The organism is Pseudomonas sp. 8209, from assembly GCF_028682105.1.
Taxonomy (GTDB): domain Bacteria; phylum Pseudomonadota; class Gammaproteobacteria; order Pseudomonadales; family Pseudomonadaceae; genus Aquipseudomonas; species Aquipseudomonas palmensis.
Window position 1 is genome coordinate 69,591 of record NZ_JANIAH010000002.1, and the last position, 14,017, is coordinate 83,607.

The window sequence follows — 14,017 nt, forward strand, 5'->3', positions numbered from 1 at the left end:
TTTCAACAAGCAAGAACAGGTTTAGCAGAGCATTTACGGGCTTGTAGGGCTTGTCTGAAGGATTTTTCTTCTATTTGCGCAAAAGATTTTCATGCGCATCCGATCAGGCTGGCGTGAGCTGCGCCTTGAGGCGGTCGCGAAAGGTCTGGATCAAGGGTTCGCGGCTGCGGCCCCGGCGAATGATCAGCGAGAACGGCGCCTGATAGCCGAAGGTCGCCGGCGACAGCACCCGCAGGTCGCCCTTGTCCACCCAGGCCTGGGCATAGTGTTCAGGCAGGTAGCCGATGTAAGCCCCCGACAGTACCAGGATCAGCTGTGCCTCCATGCTCTCGACCGTGGCGGCGCTGTGCTTGAAGCCGTGGCGGGCCAGTTCGGCCTGGCTCCAGTAGCCTCGACCGACCATGCGCTGCTGGGTGATCACCTGTTCGGGAATGCGCCGCTCGGTGAACAGCGAATGCCGGTTGCTGCAGTACAGCCAATGCTGCTCGCGGTACAACGGCTGATACACCAGCCCGCTCATGCGCGTGGAGAAAGCGCCGATGGCCAGGTCCAGGCGGTTGTCCTGCACCCCCAGTTGCAGTTCGTAGGGGCTGGACACCGACAGGTGCAGGTGCACGGCCGGGTGTTCGAGGCTATAGGCACCGATGGCGTCGGCCAGCGGCAGTGCGCGATCGCCGACCGTGGAGTCGATCACCCCCAGGTTCAGGGTGCCGCGCAGCTCGCCCTTGAGCGCCGCCGCGTACTGCTCGAAACCGTCCATTTCGGCCAGCAGGCGCAGGGTCTCCTGATGGAACAGTTCGCCCTTGCTGGTGAGGCTGAAGCCGCCGCGCCCACGGTGGCACAGCACGATACCCAGCGCCGACTCCAGCTGGCTCATGTAGGTACTGATGGCGGACGTGGACAGGTTCAGCTCGCGCTGGGCATTGGCGAAGCCCTGGTGGCGTACCACGCTGACGAAGATGCGCAGCAATTTCAGATCAGGCAGGGCCGAGGCCATGGCAAGGGCTCCAACAGGGCAACGAATACGCGCCAGTCTACCCGCTGATCGCCATTAGTTCATGAAAACCTGAAGTAAGTATTTGCCTGTAGCGATTCTCTTGGCGCACTACCTTTTGCAGACTCTGCGCCAATGCACCTGTCCTCGCGCATTGCTGCACCTGTTCGCAGGGTGGCCGGACAGGTTCCAACAACTAGAACAATCCAAACCGTGAGGCCCGACCGTGGACAAGATTCTTCACCAACCACTGGGCGGCAACGAAATGCCGCGTTTCGGCGGCATCGCCACCATGCTGCGTCTTCCCCACCTGCCCAGCGCCGCCGGCCTGGACGCTGCCTTCATCGGCATCCCGCTGGACATCGGCACCTCGCTGCGCTCCGGCACCCGCTTCGGCCCGCGCCAGATCCGCGCCGAATCCGTGATGATCCGCCCGTACAACATGGCCACCGGCGCCGCCCCGTTCGACTCGCTGTCGGTCGCCGACATCGGCGACGTGGCAATCAACACCTTCAACCTGCTCGACGCGGTGCGCATCATCGAAGAGGCCTACGACGAGATCCTCGAGCACGACGTGATCCCCATGACCCTGGGCGGCGACCACACCATCACCCTGCCGATCCTGCGCGCGATCCACAAGAAGCACGGAAAGGTCGGGCTGGTGCACATCGATGCCCATGCCGACGTCAACGATCACATGTTCGGCGAGAAGATCGCCCACGGCACCACCTTCCGTCGCGCCGTCGAAGAAGGCCTGCTGGACTGCGACCGCGTGGTGCAGATCGGCCTGCGCGCCCAGGGCTACACCGCCGAAGACTTCAACTGGAGCCGCAAGCAGGGCTTTCGCGTGGTGCAGGCCGAGGAGTGCTGGCACAAGTCGCTGGAGCCACTGATGGCCGAAGTGCGTGAAAAGGTCGGTGGTGGTCCGGTTTACCTGAGCTTCGACATCGACGGCATCGATCCGGCCTGGGCACCAGGCACCGGCACCCCGGAAATCGGTGGCCTGACCACCATCCAGGCGATGGAGATCATCCGTGGCTGCCAGGGGCTGGACCTGATCGGTTGCGATCTGGTGGAGGTCTCGCCGCCCTACGACACCACCGGCAACACCTCGTTGCTCGGCGCCAACCTGTTGTACGAAATGCTGTGTGTTCTGCCTGGCGTAGCGCATCGCTAACGGCCATCGGCCTGGAGTTTCACCCCCGGATGGAGCCTTTCGGCGGGCCGTACACGCGGCCCGCTTGCGGATGAATGACGCCTGGCGCACGCCACCGGCGATCGATCTCACCATAATAAAGATAATCGGAGACACCCCATGGCCTTGGACATATTCGTTGTACTGATATACGCCGCCGGCATGCTGGTACTGGGCTGGTTCGGCATGCGCCGCGCGAAGACCCACGAAGACTACCTGGTGGCCGGGCGCAACCTGGGCCCAAGCCTGTACATGGGCACCATGGCCGCCACCGTGCTGGGCGGCGCCTCTACCGTCGGCACCGTGAAGCTGGGTTATGTGCACGGCATTTCCGGCTTCTGGCTGTGCGCCGCGCTGGGCCTGGGCATCATTGCCCTGAACCTGTTCCTGGCCAAGCCGCTGCTGCGCCTGCGCATCTTCACCGTGACCCAGGTGCTGGAAAAGCGCTACAACCCCATGGCCCGCCAGGCCAGCGCCGTGATCATGCTGGCCTACGCCCTGATGATCGCCGTGACCTCTACCCTGGCCATCGGCACCGTGCTGCAGGTGCTGTTCGACCTGCCGTTCTGGGGCGCCATCCTGCTCGGTGGTGGCGTGGTGGTGGTCTACTCGACCATTGGCGGCATGTGGTCGCTGACCCTGACCGACATTGTGCAGTTCGTGATCAAGACCGTGGGCCTGATGTTCATCCTGCTGCCGATCTGCCTGTACCGGGTGGGCGGCTGGGACGAACTGGTGGCCAAGCTGCCGGCTGCCAGCTTCAACCTGACCACCATTGGTTGGGACACCATCATCACCTACTTCCTGATCTACTTCTTCGGCATCCTGATCGGCCAGGACATCTGGCAGCGCGTGTTCACTGCCCGTGACGAAAAAGTCGCCCAGCGGGCTGGTACCACGGCCGGTGTGTACTGCGTGATCTACGGCCTGGTGTGTGCCCTGATCGGCATGTGTGCGCATGTGCTGCTGCCTGACCTGGGCAATGCCAACAATGCGTTTGCGGCAATCGTGAAGTCAGCGTTGCCCGACGGCATCCGTGGGCTGGTGATTGCCGCGGCCCTGGCGGCGATGATGTCCACCGCCAGTGCCGGCTTGCTGGCTGCCTCCACGGTGCTGACCGAAGACCTGCTGCCCAAGCTGCGTGGCGGCAAGCAGTCGAGCCTTGGCATCAACCGGTTGTTTACCTTGCTTACGGGTATTGCGGTGCTGGGGATAGCGCTGGTGGTAGTGGATGTGATCAGTGCATTGACCCTGGCGTACAACCTGCTGGTGGGCGGCATGCTGGTGCCGTTGATCGGGGCAATCTACTGGAAGCGTGCAACCACGGCCGGGGCAATCACCAGCATGGGGCTGGGGTTCGTGACGGCGCTGGTGTTCATGTTCAAGGATGGGATGGATGCCAATACGCCGATCTACTACAGCCTGGCGATCGGGTTGGTGAGTTTTGTGGTGGTGAGTTTGATGTCGCGTCGGCCGGTAGGCGCGGTGAATCTGGCATAGGACGCCCCGCCCGGGTAGCGGGGCGGAGGGTCATGGACGACCTGTAGGAGCGGGCCTTGCCCCGCGAAGGCAGCAACGCGCCTGGGTCAGCAATAGGCTCTGTAACATCGGCAAGCGCAGGCTTATCCAGCATGGATGCAGCCAGCAAGGGCCCCTTCCGCTCTTACAGCGGCTTACTTTTTTCTTGGAAAAAGTAAGCAAAACCGCTCCCGTCCATCATCCGGCCCTACGCTTCGCTACGGGTCCCCTCATTCCACCAACGCTCCGTGGGGCCACGCCGAACGGGCATCCCTGCCCGTCGGCGCTTTACGGGCCATCCATGGCCCTCCACCCCACTACGCGCAGGTTCCATTCGGCCTCCTGGGGGACGGGAAGATCAAGATCAAGATCAAGAACTAAAGCCAAAGCCAAAGCCTTTCAGGGATTTTGTGGGAATGGGGACGGCTGAAAAATCGCAAAAGAATACCGACGCATTGCGCAATGCGTCGGTTTCAGCAGCACGCTAGCGCCGAGGTTGGCGTTTGCGTTGCTCCTCATCGGTAGGGATCGGTACAGGCTGCATGGGTGGCGGGACAAGCCCCAGTGCCACAGCCAGGTCGTGGAGCCAGTTGAACAGATCGTTTCTCATAACTCCCCCTCACGGGTCATCTGCGCGCGAAGTACGGCGGCGGCGCTACAAACTCATCATAGCCCCATGTGCAGCATCACGCCCGGGTAAAAACTTCTCTATTGATTTCAGTCAGGCACGCAGGGCCACCTCGGCATCATCGCTCACCTGCCCCTTCACCGCTTCCTGCACCGCTATCCAGGCACTCAGGTTGGCCCCGCACATGCCCTTGCGCCACATCAGCCAGGTGGTGGTCTGGTCGAACGGCGACTGCAACGGGTGCACCGTGACCCGTTCACGGCCCGGCAGGCTTTCAAGCATCGAGGTCGCCATCAACGCCACACCCGCCCCGGCGATCACGCAGGCAAGCATGCTGGGATACGATTCGATTTCCATCACCCGCCCCATCGCCGCACGATCATGGGCGTACCAGGCCTCCAGCCGCATGCGGTACGAGCATCCCTGGCGAAACGTGAACACCGCACGCCCAGCCACGTCCCGGGCACTGTGCACCGGCGGGTGGTCGGCCTCGGTGAGCAGCACCAGGGTCTCCTCGCACAAGGGCACCCCATCGAGCCCGGCCAGGGCCAGCGGCCCATCCACCAGCGCCGCGTCGAGACGCCCGCTGAGCAGCCCTTCGAGCAATTCGCCGCTGGGGGCGGTCTGCACCTGCAGGTTCACCGCCGGGTAAGCTCGGTGATAGCGCGCCAGCAACTCAGGCAGATGAATGGCCGCTGAACTGTACATGCTGCCCAGCACGAAATTCCCCGCCGGCTCGCCCCCCTGAACCGCCGCAAAGGCTTCGTCATGCAACGCCAGCATGCGTGCGCTGTAGTCCAGCAGCACCTTGCCAGCCGGCGACAGCTGCAGGCGCTGGCGCTCGCGCCGAAACAGCTCCACACCCAGTTGCTCTTCCAGCTGGCGCAGGCGCGTGGACAGGTTGGAGGGCACGCGGTGCAGGCGCTCGGCCGCGCGGGTGATCGACCCCTCTTCGGCAACCGCCTGAAAGATGCGCAGTTGACTCAGCTCCACGGCAATTCTCCAAAACTGAACAAGTTTCTCATAATTATTCAATTTTTATGAAAGTCAACCCGCAGTAGCCTGACGGTCAACGCTCATCGCACAGGAACCCGGACCATGTCCTCGACAATGCGCCTGCTGGCCAGCTTCGTTGCCCTGATGATGGCCATGGGCATCGGCCGATTCGCCCTCACCCCGCAACTGCCGCACCTGATCAGCGAAGGCCAGATCAGCCTGACCGCCGCCGGGCTGGTAGCTGCCGCCAATTACCTGGGCTACCTGCTCGGCGCCCTCGACGCGATGTTCGCGCACCGCCCCGCCCAGGTGCGCAGGCGCCTGCTGGCCGGGTTGTGGCTGTGTGTGCTGCTGACCCTGGCCTCGTTCTGGGCCCACGGGTTCTGGCCGCATATGGCGCTGCGCCTGGGCACCGGCATCGCCAGTGCGTGGGTGGTGGTGACGCTCACCGGCATGACTCAGCACCTGGCCGCTCAAAGCCGGCAACCGCGTCTTGGCGCACTGGTGTTCGCCGGCCCTGGCATGGGTATCCTGCTCACGGGGATGCTGGCACTGGGCGCCAATCTGCAGGGGCTGGGTTCGGCACCGCTGTGGCTGATCTACGCCGCCGTGGCGCTGCTGATGCTGCTGGTGATCCAGCCCGCGCTGCCACGCCCGCAACCAGTGCCCGCGCACAAGGCCACCGCGCAGGGTGCGACACCCGGCATCGGGCGGCTGGGGCTGATCTATGCACTGTACGGGGTGGGATACATCATTCCGGCCACTTTCATGTCACAGATGGCCAGCGCACGTTTTCACGGCCAGTGGCTGGCCGACCTGTTCTGGCCGGCCTTCGGCCTGGCTGCCGCCATGGGTGTGGTGCTGGTCAGCCTGCGCCGCCCGCACCACGGCAGCACGGCGCGCTGGCTGATGGCAACGTTGTGGCTGCAGGCCGCTGGGGTACTGGCCTGCCTGCTGGGCAGCGGCGCCGGCCTGGCGCTGGGTGTACTGCTGTGCGGCACGCCGTTTCTGGCCTGCATGCAGTTGGTGATGCAGCGCTCGCGCGAACTGGCCCCCCACGCCACCCACCGCAATGCCGGCCTGCTGACCACCTGCTTCGCCCTCGGCCAACTCAACGGCCCGCTGCTGGCGGCGTTGAGCAATCAGTTCAGCGCCAGCCTGCAACCGGCGCTGGTAGTGGCCGCCAGCGGCCTGATCGTCGCCGGGGCCCTGCTGTTGCGCCCGGCTACTGGCCGAGCAGGCGCCGCAGACGCCTGCGTACCCACTGCTCGGCACTGACCAGGGTAATGCCCAGCAACACGCAGACGGCGCCCAGGATGAAGTTCAGGCTCAACGGCTCGCCCAGCAGCAACACGCCGAACGTCACCCCGAACAACGGGGTGATGAACGAGAACACCGCCAGGTTGGACGCCAGGTAGCGACGCAGCAGCCAGAACCAGGTCAGGTAGCTGAAGAACGACACCACCACCGCCTGGAACAGCACGCTGCTGATCGATGTGGCGGTCAGCGTCACATGGCCGACCTGCCCGGTCAGCACCGCGATCAGCAGCAGGCCGACGAAGCCGACCATCAGTTGGTAGAACAGGGTCAGGGTAGCCGGTGCCTCCGACAGGCGCGAAGCCCGCACCACGACGGTGGTCGCGCCCCAGGCCATGCCGGCCATCACGCCCATCGCATCGCCCAGCAGCATGCGCCCATCGAGGTTGTCCAGCGACAGTCCGCCGGCAAAGGCCACGGCAATGCCGGCGAACGCCAGCAGGATGCCGAGCCACTGCAGCGGGCGCAGGCGCTCGCTGGGCAGCATGAAGTGCAGCCCCAACGCAGTGAACACCGGCGCGGTGTAGAGGAACACCGACATGTGCGCCGCGGACGTCAGTTGCAGCCCTTCGGCTATCAGCAGAAACTCCAGGCCGAACAGCGAACCGGCCAGCAGACCGCCCTTCCAGGTGGTGCCCAGCTGTTCCCAGCCACCCCGCCAGCACATCAGCAACGCGACCATCAGTGCCGAGATGCCCGAGCGCGCGGCGGCCTGCATCACCGGTGCAATGTCCGGCGCGGCCCACTTGATCATGACCTGCTGGATGCCCCAGATCAGGCACAGGCCCAGCATGACCTGCAGAGCGAAGGTGTCGGTATTCTTACGAAGGGCGCTCAAGGGCGACCCCCATTATCGCGGCACGGCATGGCAGGCTCTCGGCAATAGTGGATCCAGCGCCGATTATCAGGGCCTGCTGCCAGCGATTACCAGCCCGATCAGGCGATTTGTGCCTTTGACGCCACTTCGTCGAAGGTCGCCTCATCCAGTGCATCAGCCTGCTCGTTCAACACCTGGCGCGGATGATCATTGCCCGGGATTGCGCTGTCGATAAGGCTGAGCAGGCGCGAGCCTCGTTGGGTAAGGACGAAGTTCTCGCCATTGCCCCCTTCCTCTTCAGGGCGCGTCTCGATAAAGCCGCGCTCGAACAGCAGCTTCTCGTATTCGCAGGCCTTGGTCTTCAGATGATCAAGCTCCGGCACTGCATCGCCTTTGGCAGCCAGGCCGGCAGCATGCTGCTCGGCATACGGGCGCGGGGTAAAGCTGTGGCCGGCGCCGTTCTGCACTTCGTGCAGCAGGCGCTCCATCAGGTCCCAGTCATAGGTAGTGCTCATCGGTCCAACCTCCAGCAAGGGGATGTAAGGGTGTGACAGGCGCGCGCGGCAGCGGTTCGACTGAACTTTCCGGCCGGCACAGCCCTCCACCGAACACCTTCGCCCGTAATGGAACACGAGGTCCGACCATGAAAACGCTGATGAGCATCACCGCTGCCGCTGCCCTTCTATTTGCCGTGCCCACCTGGGCCTGCACGCTGGAAGAGGCCACGCAGAAACGCGAGGAGCTGGCCAAGGAGGTCAGCAAACTGACGGAGCAGAACCCGCAGAAGGCCAAGGAGATCAATGAAGAATTGCAGGGGATGAAGCTGGGAACCGAGAGCAAGGACCTGCCGGACAAATGCCAGCTGATCGACAAGCGCATGCAGGAACTGAAGGCGGCAGAGAAGAAGGTCTGAATCGAGGATGACGCGTTCGCTGGCAAGACAGCTCCTGTAGGAGCCGGCCTTGCCGGCGAATAGGCCCTGCAACCTTACTCGGCAGCCGGTGCCGGCTTGCGCTTCTTCAGCGGTGCCATGCCGTCCTGGCTCACCAGGGAGGGAGCATTGGGCTTGGGCTTGGCGGTCGGCTTGCGTTTGGCCACCACCTTCTTGTCGGTCTTCTTGTCGGTCTTTTTCTTCTTGACCCCGGCGGCCTTGCCCGACGCCTTGACCTTCTTCGGCCCGGTATAGGTGCCTTTGACTTCCTTGATGGTGCGGCGCTCGAAGCTCTGCTTTAGGTAGCGCTCGATGCTCGACATCAGGTTCCAGTCACCATGGCAGATCAGCGACACTGCCAGGCCTTCGTTGCCGGCGCGCCCGGTACGACCGATACGGTGTACATATTCGTCGCCGCTGCGCGGCATGTCGAAGTTGATCACCAGGTCCAGGCCGTCCACGTCCAGGCCACGGGCCGCGACGTCGGTCGCCACCAGCACCTTGGCGCCGCCCTGCTTGAGGCGCTCGATGGCCAGCTTGCGGTCCTTCTGGTCCTTGTCGCCGTGCAGCACGAATGCCTTGATGTCCTTGGCCACCAGGTGACCGTAGATACGGTCGGCCATCACCCGGGTATTGGTGAAGATGATTGCCTTCTGGTAGGTCTCGTTGGCCAGCAGCCACTGCACGATCTGTTCTTTGTGCTGGTTGTGGTCGGCGGTGATGATCTGCTGGCGGGTGCCGTCGTTGAGCTGGCTGACGGTGTTGAGCATCAGGTGCTCGGGGTCTTTGAGTACCTTGCCGATCATGTCGCGCAGGCCGGCACCGCCAGTGGTAGCCGAGAACAGCAGGGTCTGCTCGCGGTTCGCGCACTCGTTGCACAGACGCTCGACGTCTTCGGAAAAGCCCATGTCGAGCATGCGGTCGGCTTCGTCCAGCACTACAGCCTGCACATGTTCAAGGTGCAGGTTGCCGGCATTGAGGTGCTCGAGCATGCGCCCCGGGGTGCCGACCAGGATGTCCGGCACCTTGCGCAGCATGGCGGCCTGTTCCTTGAAGTCTTCACCACCGGTGATCATGCCGGCCTTGATGTAGGTGAACTGGGCGAAACGCTCGATTTCCTTGAGGGTCTGCTGGGCCAGCTCGCGGGTCGGCAGCAGCACCAGGGCACGGATCTCGACACGGCTCTGCTTCAGGTCCACCAGGCGGTTGAGCACTGGCAGCATGAAGGCGGCCGTCTTGCCGCTACCGGTTTTCGCCGTCACCCGCAGGTCACGCCCTTGCAGCGCCAGGGGGATGGCCGCCGCCTGCACAGGCGTGGGCTCGACAAAGTTCAGTGCGGCCACGGCTTTGAGCAGGCGTTCGTGCAGGGCGAATTGGGAAAACACGGGTGTACCTCGGGCAAGTGCAGAAATTCAGCCATATAGGGTAACGTTTTCCGGCGCTCACGCCGAATTTCTTTTGGCATTGTCACGACTTTCCGCGTTCTAATTGCACTTCCACTCTTTTTGCGGACACCTTTACTAAGGCATGGATATTCAATTGTTCTGGCAAAACGCCCTGGATCTGTGGGGCACCCTCGATCAGCACCCGCTGCTGCACGCCGGCCTGGGCCTGGCGGTACTGCTGCTGGCCGCCCTGGTACTGGGGCGTGTGGCACGCTTCATGATCCTGCACGCCGTCCGGCTGCTGAGCCGCCAGCCGGCCCTGCACTGGCTCAACGACCTGCTGCACAACAAGGTATTCCAGCGCCTGGCGCAGATGGTGCCCTCGCTGGTGGTGCAGTTCGGCCTCAAGCTGGTGCCGGAGCTCAGCGCCACCAGCCAGCATTTTCTGGGCAACGTGGCGCTGGCGTTCACCATCCTGTTCCTGGTGCTGGCCATCAGTGCACTGCTCGATGCCCTGCTCGATATCTATGCCCGCACCGAACATGCGCGTACCCGTTCGATCAAGGGCTATGTGCAACTGGCCAAGATGGTGCTGTTCGTGTTCGGCGCGATCATCATCGTCGCCACCCTGATCGACCGCTCGCCGTTGTTGCTGCTGTCGGGCTTGGGTGCGATGTCGGCGGTGATCCTGCTGGTGTACAAGGACACCCTGCTGTCGTTCGTGGCCAGCGTGCAACTGACCAGCAACGACATGCTGCGCGTCGGCGACTGGATCGAGATGCCCCAGGTGGGCGCCGACGGCGACGTGGTGGACATCACCCTGCACACGGTCAAGGTGCAGAACTTCGACAAGACCATTGTCTCGATCCCCACCTGGCGCTTGATGTCCGAATCGTTCAAGAACTGGCGTGGCATGCAGCAGGCCGGCGGTCGGCGCATCAAGCGCAGCCTGTTCATCGATGCTGGCGGCGTGCGCTTTCTGACCGATGAAGAAGAACAACGCCTGAGCAAGGTGCGCCTGCTCACCGACTACATGGCCCGCAAGCGCAGCGAACTGCAGGCCTGGAACGAAGCCCAGGGCCCTGTGGCAGCACTGTCGGCCAACCGCCGGCGCATGACCAACATCGGCACCTTCCGCGCCTATGCCCTGGCGTACCTGAAAAGCCACCCGGACATCCAGCCGAACATGACCTGCATGGTGCGTCAGATGCAGACCACCGCCCAGGGCGTGCCCCTGGAAATCTACTGCTTCACCCGCACTACCGCCTGGGCCGATTATGAACGTATCCAGGGCGATATCTTCGACTACCTGCTGGCCGTGATGCCCGAGTTCGGTCTGGGCCTGTACCAGCAACCCAGCGGCAGCGACCTGCGCGCCGGGCTGCTACCGGCCGGTGCCATTCGCGAGCAACGGGCGTTGAGCACCGAGTCGGCTGAGCCATAGCGAGGCCAGTATCACCGCACCACCGATGAACAGCCGGCCCAGCGGCTCGTGCTGGTTCCAGATCAGCAGGTTGAGCAACAGCCCGACCGGCACATGCAGGTTGTTCATCACCGCCAGGGTGCCGCCTGAAACCAGGCAGGCGCCCTTGTTCCACCAGTACAGCCCCAGCGCCGTCGGGCACAATCCCAGAAACAGCAGCACCAGCCACTGCACGTCGGTGCTGGGCAGATGCTGCGCGTTGCCGAACAGCAGGAAGGCCGGCAGCACCACCAGCAGGGCGCCCAGGTAGAAGTAGCCGAAGCGTCGGTAGTGCGGCAGGTCACTGGGGTAACGGGCAACCAGGTGCTTGTACAGCACCTGACCGGCGGCATAGGTGAAGTTGGCCAGTTGCAGCAGCACAAAGCCCATGAAGAAGTCCGGGCTGATACGGTCGAAGCGAATCACCGCTGCGCCCCCCACCGCCACCAGTGCGGCCACCAGTGCCCACGGGTTGAAGCGCCGGTTCAGGGCATCCTCGATCAGGGTCACGTGCAAGGGTGTAAGAATGGTGAACAGCAGCACTTCGGGCACGCTCAGCACACGAAAGCTCAAATACAGGCACACATAGGTGATGCCGAACTGCAACGCGCCGATCAGCAGCATGGCCCGCATGAAGCGCGGCTCGACCTTGCGCCAGCGGGTCAACGGCAAAAACACCAGGCCGGCCAGCAGTACCCGCGCCAGCACCGCGAAGTAGCTGTCGACATGCCCGGCCAGGTATTCGCCGATCAGGCTGAAGGAAAACGCCTGGATCAGCGCGACGATCAATAAGTAGCCCATGTATGCCCCCTGATATGCAGGCGGCGACCTTAGCGGTTGACCAACGGGCCGGCAACCGCTTTTGAAAGGCCTGCACTCAAGGTGCCAGCAGGCTCAACGGGTCTGATCGGCCGTGATGAACTGGAAGCGTGCGGGGGTGGCGCCAGAGGGCAAGGTCACCGCGATGATCGGCACCAGGATGCCCGTCTGGCTGAAGAAGTCCCGCTGATCCGCCTGCGCACCCGCCCTTCCGCTCGCGCTCCCGCCAATATAGAAGAAGGCTTCCATCGGCAATTGCCGACCGATGTTCTGCGGCCACAGGGCCATGCGCACTTCGTTCTGGATGCCACCAAGGTTGGCGCCGGGCAGGTTTCTGGCACGCAGGCTCTGATAGAACGCGATGGCGCCTTCTTTGTTGAGTTCATCGCGAACATTGAAGCCGCACTGGCGTGCATTGATCCGGTTGGCGTTGTAATGCGCCAGCCATTGTTCGGCTGTACCGATGCCCTGCGCCCTGCACTCGCGACTCACCGTGGGGTAACCGACATTCTGCCCGCACCCCTGCGATTCTCGCCTGTTGGAATCGGCGTCCACAGGAAACGAGCACAACACACGGGGCTTGTATTGATTGTTGGCGTACAAGATAGGCACGAAGATGAAGCCGTTAGTGTACCCATAGGCCAACCGACTGAACGCAGAGTCGGCGCGCAGGTAGGAGAACGACACGCCCGAGGCGGTGGGGTTCGGGTTCCACGAATGAAACGCCGGGCTGTTCTGCGTAGCGCGCATGAGGATGCCGCTGCACAGAAAGGCCGGCGCGCTGGAGGCGTTACAGTTCTGCCGGGTGTCGCGGTAACGTTCCTGCAGGTGGCGTGCAACCGTGGCTCCGGAAACAGCCGCCGTACCTGCACGGGACTGCAACGCAGCGGCCTGGACCGTTGGCGGCACCGAGCTTGCCTGCGCAAACTCGTCACTGGCAGGCTGCACCGGCGCCCGGTTGGCGCAGGCTGTCATCAGGCTGATCAACAGCAACAGTGTGAACGTGTTCAACATGGTGCCTCCCTGCGCTCGCGCCGGCTTTGAACCCTTGCTTGCGGGTCACGCCTTGCTTGGCGGGCGTTTCGCAGGTTTGCCAGGCACTTTCGCAGGTGCTTCTGACGCCTTCGCAGGTTTTTTCACCGGCACTTTCGCAGGGACCTCAGGCGCCGCCTCAGATGCCGGGGGCACCTCCAGGCTCGGGATATAAAGCAGCCTGGAAAATTGGTAGTCCGAGCCCGTAACCGCTTCAAGCGCATAATTGAGCCACACTGGCTGGCCTCTGTTCTGCTGAAACCAGCTCAGTGGAATTGGAAACTCGGCAGAACCACCCTCCATGGATTTCCACCCCAGGTCCTCATGCCCTGTCATGGTGAAACCTCTTAGACGAACCTTGTGTGAGGGGTGCCATTTGGTATAGGTAACCGTGGCCACGCGAGAACCGCGCGCAAGTTTTGGCGGGTCCAATGGACCTAAACTTTGGACTTCCACCGTATAGTAACGACTCTGCGAAACCACCCATGCTCCGCCATTCCTGCTCAGCGCGAAATTTACCTGTGCCGTTTGACCGGAACTGCTGTACATCAGCGCTTTTGGACAAGAAGAGTACAGCGCTTGCGGCGGGTTTTTGATGACCTGCACGGGCAAATCGAAGATGATACCGGAAGGTTCGACAATTCTTACCCTGACCCTGTCACCGGCGTACATACCGGCTGATATGAGCGTCCTGACTGACAAAAAATCCGTATTGCTGCCGCAGTTGTAGATCCCCCTTATCAGGAAATACCTTCTTGACGGGTCTTGGGGGTAATCGGGATGTGGAATCGAACAGTCGATCGTCGGGGCATCCCAGGCATATAGCTTGGACTCAATTTTAGCAGGCATAGGTACGCATCCTTATATCCGCGAGGCAAGTTACAAACTTTCACGGCGGAAAGTCTGTCCATCACCTGTATATA

14 protein-coding genes are annotated in these 14,017 nt (G+C 62.8%); 5 read left to right on the forward strand and 9 right to left on the reverse strand.

Going from position 1 to position 14,017, the window contains the following annotated elements:
- Positions 1 to 103: 103 nt before the first annotated feature.
- Positions 104 to 997 (reverse strand): LysR family transcriptional regulator, encoded by an 894-nt coding sequence (locus NP552_RS03830; RefSeq protein WP_043864135.1) that lies wholly within the window; start codon positions 995 to 997, stop codon positions 104 to 106.
- Positions 998 to 1,220: 223 nt separating this feature from the next.
- On the opposite strand from NP552_RS03830, the gene speB reads away from it, so the two are divergent.
- Together speB and NP552_RS03840 are read left to right on the forward strand one after the other, a co-directional pair.
- Positions 1,221 to 2,171 carry an agmatinase gene (speB, locus tag NP552_RS03835; protein ID WP_043864136.1) on the forward strand — a complete coding sequence of 317 codons (951 nt, stop codon included), beginning with the start codon at positions 1,221 to 1,223 and terminating at the stop codon, positions 2,169 to 2,171.
- Between the two features lie 138 nt (positions 2,172 to 2,309).
- Positions 2,310 to 3,689, forward strand: coding sequence for a sodium:solute symporter (locus NP552_RS03840; RefSeq protein WP_043864137.1), 1,380 nt, complete (start codon positions 2,310 to 2,312; stop codon positions 3,687 to 3,689).
- A gap of 502 nt (positions 3,690 to 4,191) precedes the next feature.
- On the opposite strand, the gene NP552_RS25925 is transcribed toward NP552_RS03840, so the two are convergent.
- Positions 4,192 to 4,317, reverse strand: coding sequence for a PA1414 family protein (locus NP552_RS25925; RefSeq protein WP_286900691.1), 126 nt, complete (start codon positions 4,315 to 4,317; stop codon positions 4,192 to 4,194).
- A 111-nt stretch (positions 4,318 to 4,428) separates the two neighbouring features.
- Positions 4,429 to 5,328 carry a putrescine utilization regulator PtrR gene (ptrR, locus tag NP552_RS03845; protein WP_088514513.1) on the reverse strand — a complete coding sequence of 300 codons (900 nt, stop codon included), beginning with the start codon at positions 5,326 to 5,328 and terminating at the stop codon, positions 4,429 to 4,431.
- A 105-nt stretch (positions 5,329 to 5,433) separates the two neighbouring features.
- On the opposite strand from ptrR, the gene NP552_RS03850 reads away from it, so the two are divergent.
- Positions 5,434 to 6,609 carry an MFS transporter gene (locus tag NP552_RS03850; protein ID WP_210014461.1) on the forward strand — a complete coding sequence of 392 codons (1,176 nt, stop codon included), beginning with the start codon at positions 5,434 to 5,436 and terminating at the stop codon, positions 6,607 to 6,609.
- Here NP552_RS03850 and NP552_RS03855 read toward each other — a convergent pair.
- The gene (locus NP552_RS03855; RefSeq protein WP_370409175.1) at positions 6,557 to 7,441 is read right to left on the reverse strand and encodes a DMT family transporter; all 885 of its coding nucleotides are present in this window, start codon (positions 7,439 to 7,441) and stop codon (positions 6,557 to 6,559) included. The genes NP552_RS03850 and NP552_RS03855 overlap by 53 nt on opposite strands.
- 143 nt (positions 7,442 to 7,584) lie before the next feature.
- Positions 7,585 to 7,980, reverse strand: a complete 396-nt coding sequence (locus NP552_RS03860) for a hypothetical protein (protein WP_043864142.1) — start codon at positions 7,978 to 7,980, stop codon at positions 7,585 to 7,587.
- A gap of 128 nt (positions 7,981 to 8,108) precedes the next feature.
- Here NP552_RS03860 and NP552_RS03865 point away from each other — a divergent pair, with 128 nt between their 5' ends.
- Positions 8,109 to 8,378 (forward strand): hypothetical protein, encoded by a 270-nt coding sequence (locus tag NP552_RS03865; RefSeq protein WP_043864143.1) that lies wholly within the window; start codon positions 8,109 to 8,111, stop codon positions 8,376 to 8,378.
- Between the two features lie 74 nt (positions 8,379 to 8,452).
- Here NP552_RS03865 and NP552_RS03870 read toward each other — a convergent pair whose 3' ends face one another.
- On the reverse strand, positions 8,453 to 9,781 hold the full coding sequence (locus NP552_RS03870; protein ID WP_043864144.1) for a DEAD/DEAH box helicase: 1,329 nt from the start codon (positions 9,779 to 9,781) through the stop codon (positions 8,453 to 8,455).
- A gap of 142 nt (positions 9,782 to 9,923) precedes the next feature.
- Here NP552_RS03870 and NP552_RS03875 point away from each other — a divergent pair, with 142 nt between their 5' ends.
- Positions 9,924 to 11,225, forward strand: a complete 1,302-nt coding sequence (locus tag NP552_RS03875; protein WP_210014460.1) for a mechanosensitive ion channel family protein — start codon at positions 9,924 to 9,926, stop codon at positions 11,223 to 11,225.
- Here NP552_RS03875 and NP552_RS03880 read toward each other — a convergent pair.
- From NP552_RS03880 to NP552_RS03890, 3 genes are all read right to left on the reverse strand, one after another.
- Positions 11,166 to 12,044, reverse strand: coding sequence for a carboxylate/amino acid/amine transporter (locus NP552_RS03880; RefSeq protein WP_043864146.1), 879 nt, complete (start codon positions 12,042 to 12,044; stop codon positions 11,166 to 11,168). The two genes, NP552_RS03875 and NP552_RS03880, sit on opposite strands and share 60 nt — an antisense overlap.
- A 93-nt stretch (positions 12,045 to 12,137) precedes the next feature.
- A complete protein-coding gene (locus NP552_RS03885) occupies positions 12,138 to 13,076 on the reverse strand; it encodes a hypothetical protein (RefSeq protein ID WP_210014459.1) in 939 nt (312 codons plus the stop codon).
- A gap of 45 nt (positions 13,077 to 13,121) precedes the next feature.
- Positions 13,122 to 13,943 carry a hypothetical protein gene (locus tag NP552_RS03890; RefSeq protein WP_210014458.1) on the reverse strand — a complete coding sequence of 274 codons (822 nt, stop codon included), beginning with the start codon at positions 13,941 to 13,943 and terminating at the stop codon, positions 13,122 to 13,124.
- Positions 13,944 to 14,017 lie beyond the last annotated feature (74 nt).

Bases quoted from the DNA above. Each gene is read 5' to 3' on its own strand.
- NP552_RS03865 (WP_043864143.1), top strand. From the start codon at position 8,109: ATGAAAACGCTGATGAGCATCACCGCTGCCGCTGCCCTTCTATTTGCC.
- NP552_RS03860 (WP_043864142.1), bottom strand. From the start codon at position 7,980: ATGAGCACTACCTATGACTGGGACCTGATGGAGCGCCTGCTGCACGAA.
- NP552_RS03875 (WP_210014460.1), top strand. From the start codon at position 9,924: ATGGATATTCAATTGTTCTGGCAAAACGCCCTGGATCTGTGGGGCACC.
- NP552_RS03880 (WP_043864146.1), bottom strand. From the start codon at position 12,044: ATGGGCTACTTATTGATCGTCGCGCTGATCCAGGCGTTTTCCTTCAGC.
- NP552_RS03830 (WP_043864135.1), bottom strand. From the start codon at position 997: ATGGCCTCGGCCCTGCCTGATCTGAAATTGCTGCGCATCTTCGTCAGC.
- NP552_RS03850 (WP_210014461.1), top strand. From the start codon at position 5,434: ATGTCCTCGACAATGCGCCTGCTGGCCAGCTTCGTTGCCCTGATGATG.
- NP552_RS03840 (WP_043864137.1), top strand. From the start codon at position 2,310: ATGGCCTTGGACATATTCGTTGTACTGATATACGCCGCCGGCATGCTG.
- NP552_RS03890 (WP_210014458.1), bottom strand. From the start codon at position 13,943: ATGCCTGCTAAAATTGAGTCCAAGCTATATGCCTGGGATGCCCCGACG.
- NP552_RS25925 (WP_286900691.1), bottom strand. From the start codon at position 4,317: ATGAGAAACGATCTGTTCAACTGGCTCCACGACCTGGCTGTGGCACTG.
- NP552_RS03855 (WP_370409175.1), bottom strand. From the start codon at position 7,441: ATGCTGGGCCTGTGCCTGATCTGGGGCATCCAGCAGGTCATGATCAAG.
- NP552_RS03885 (WP_210014459.1), bottom strand. From the start codon at position 13,076: ATGTTGAACACGTTCACACTGTTGCTGTTGATCAGCCTGATGACAGCC.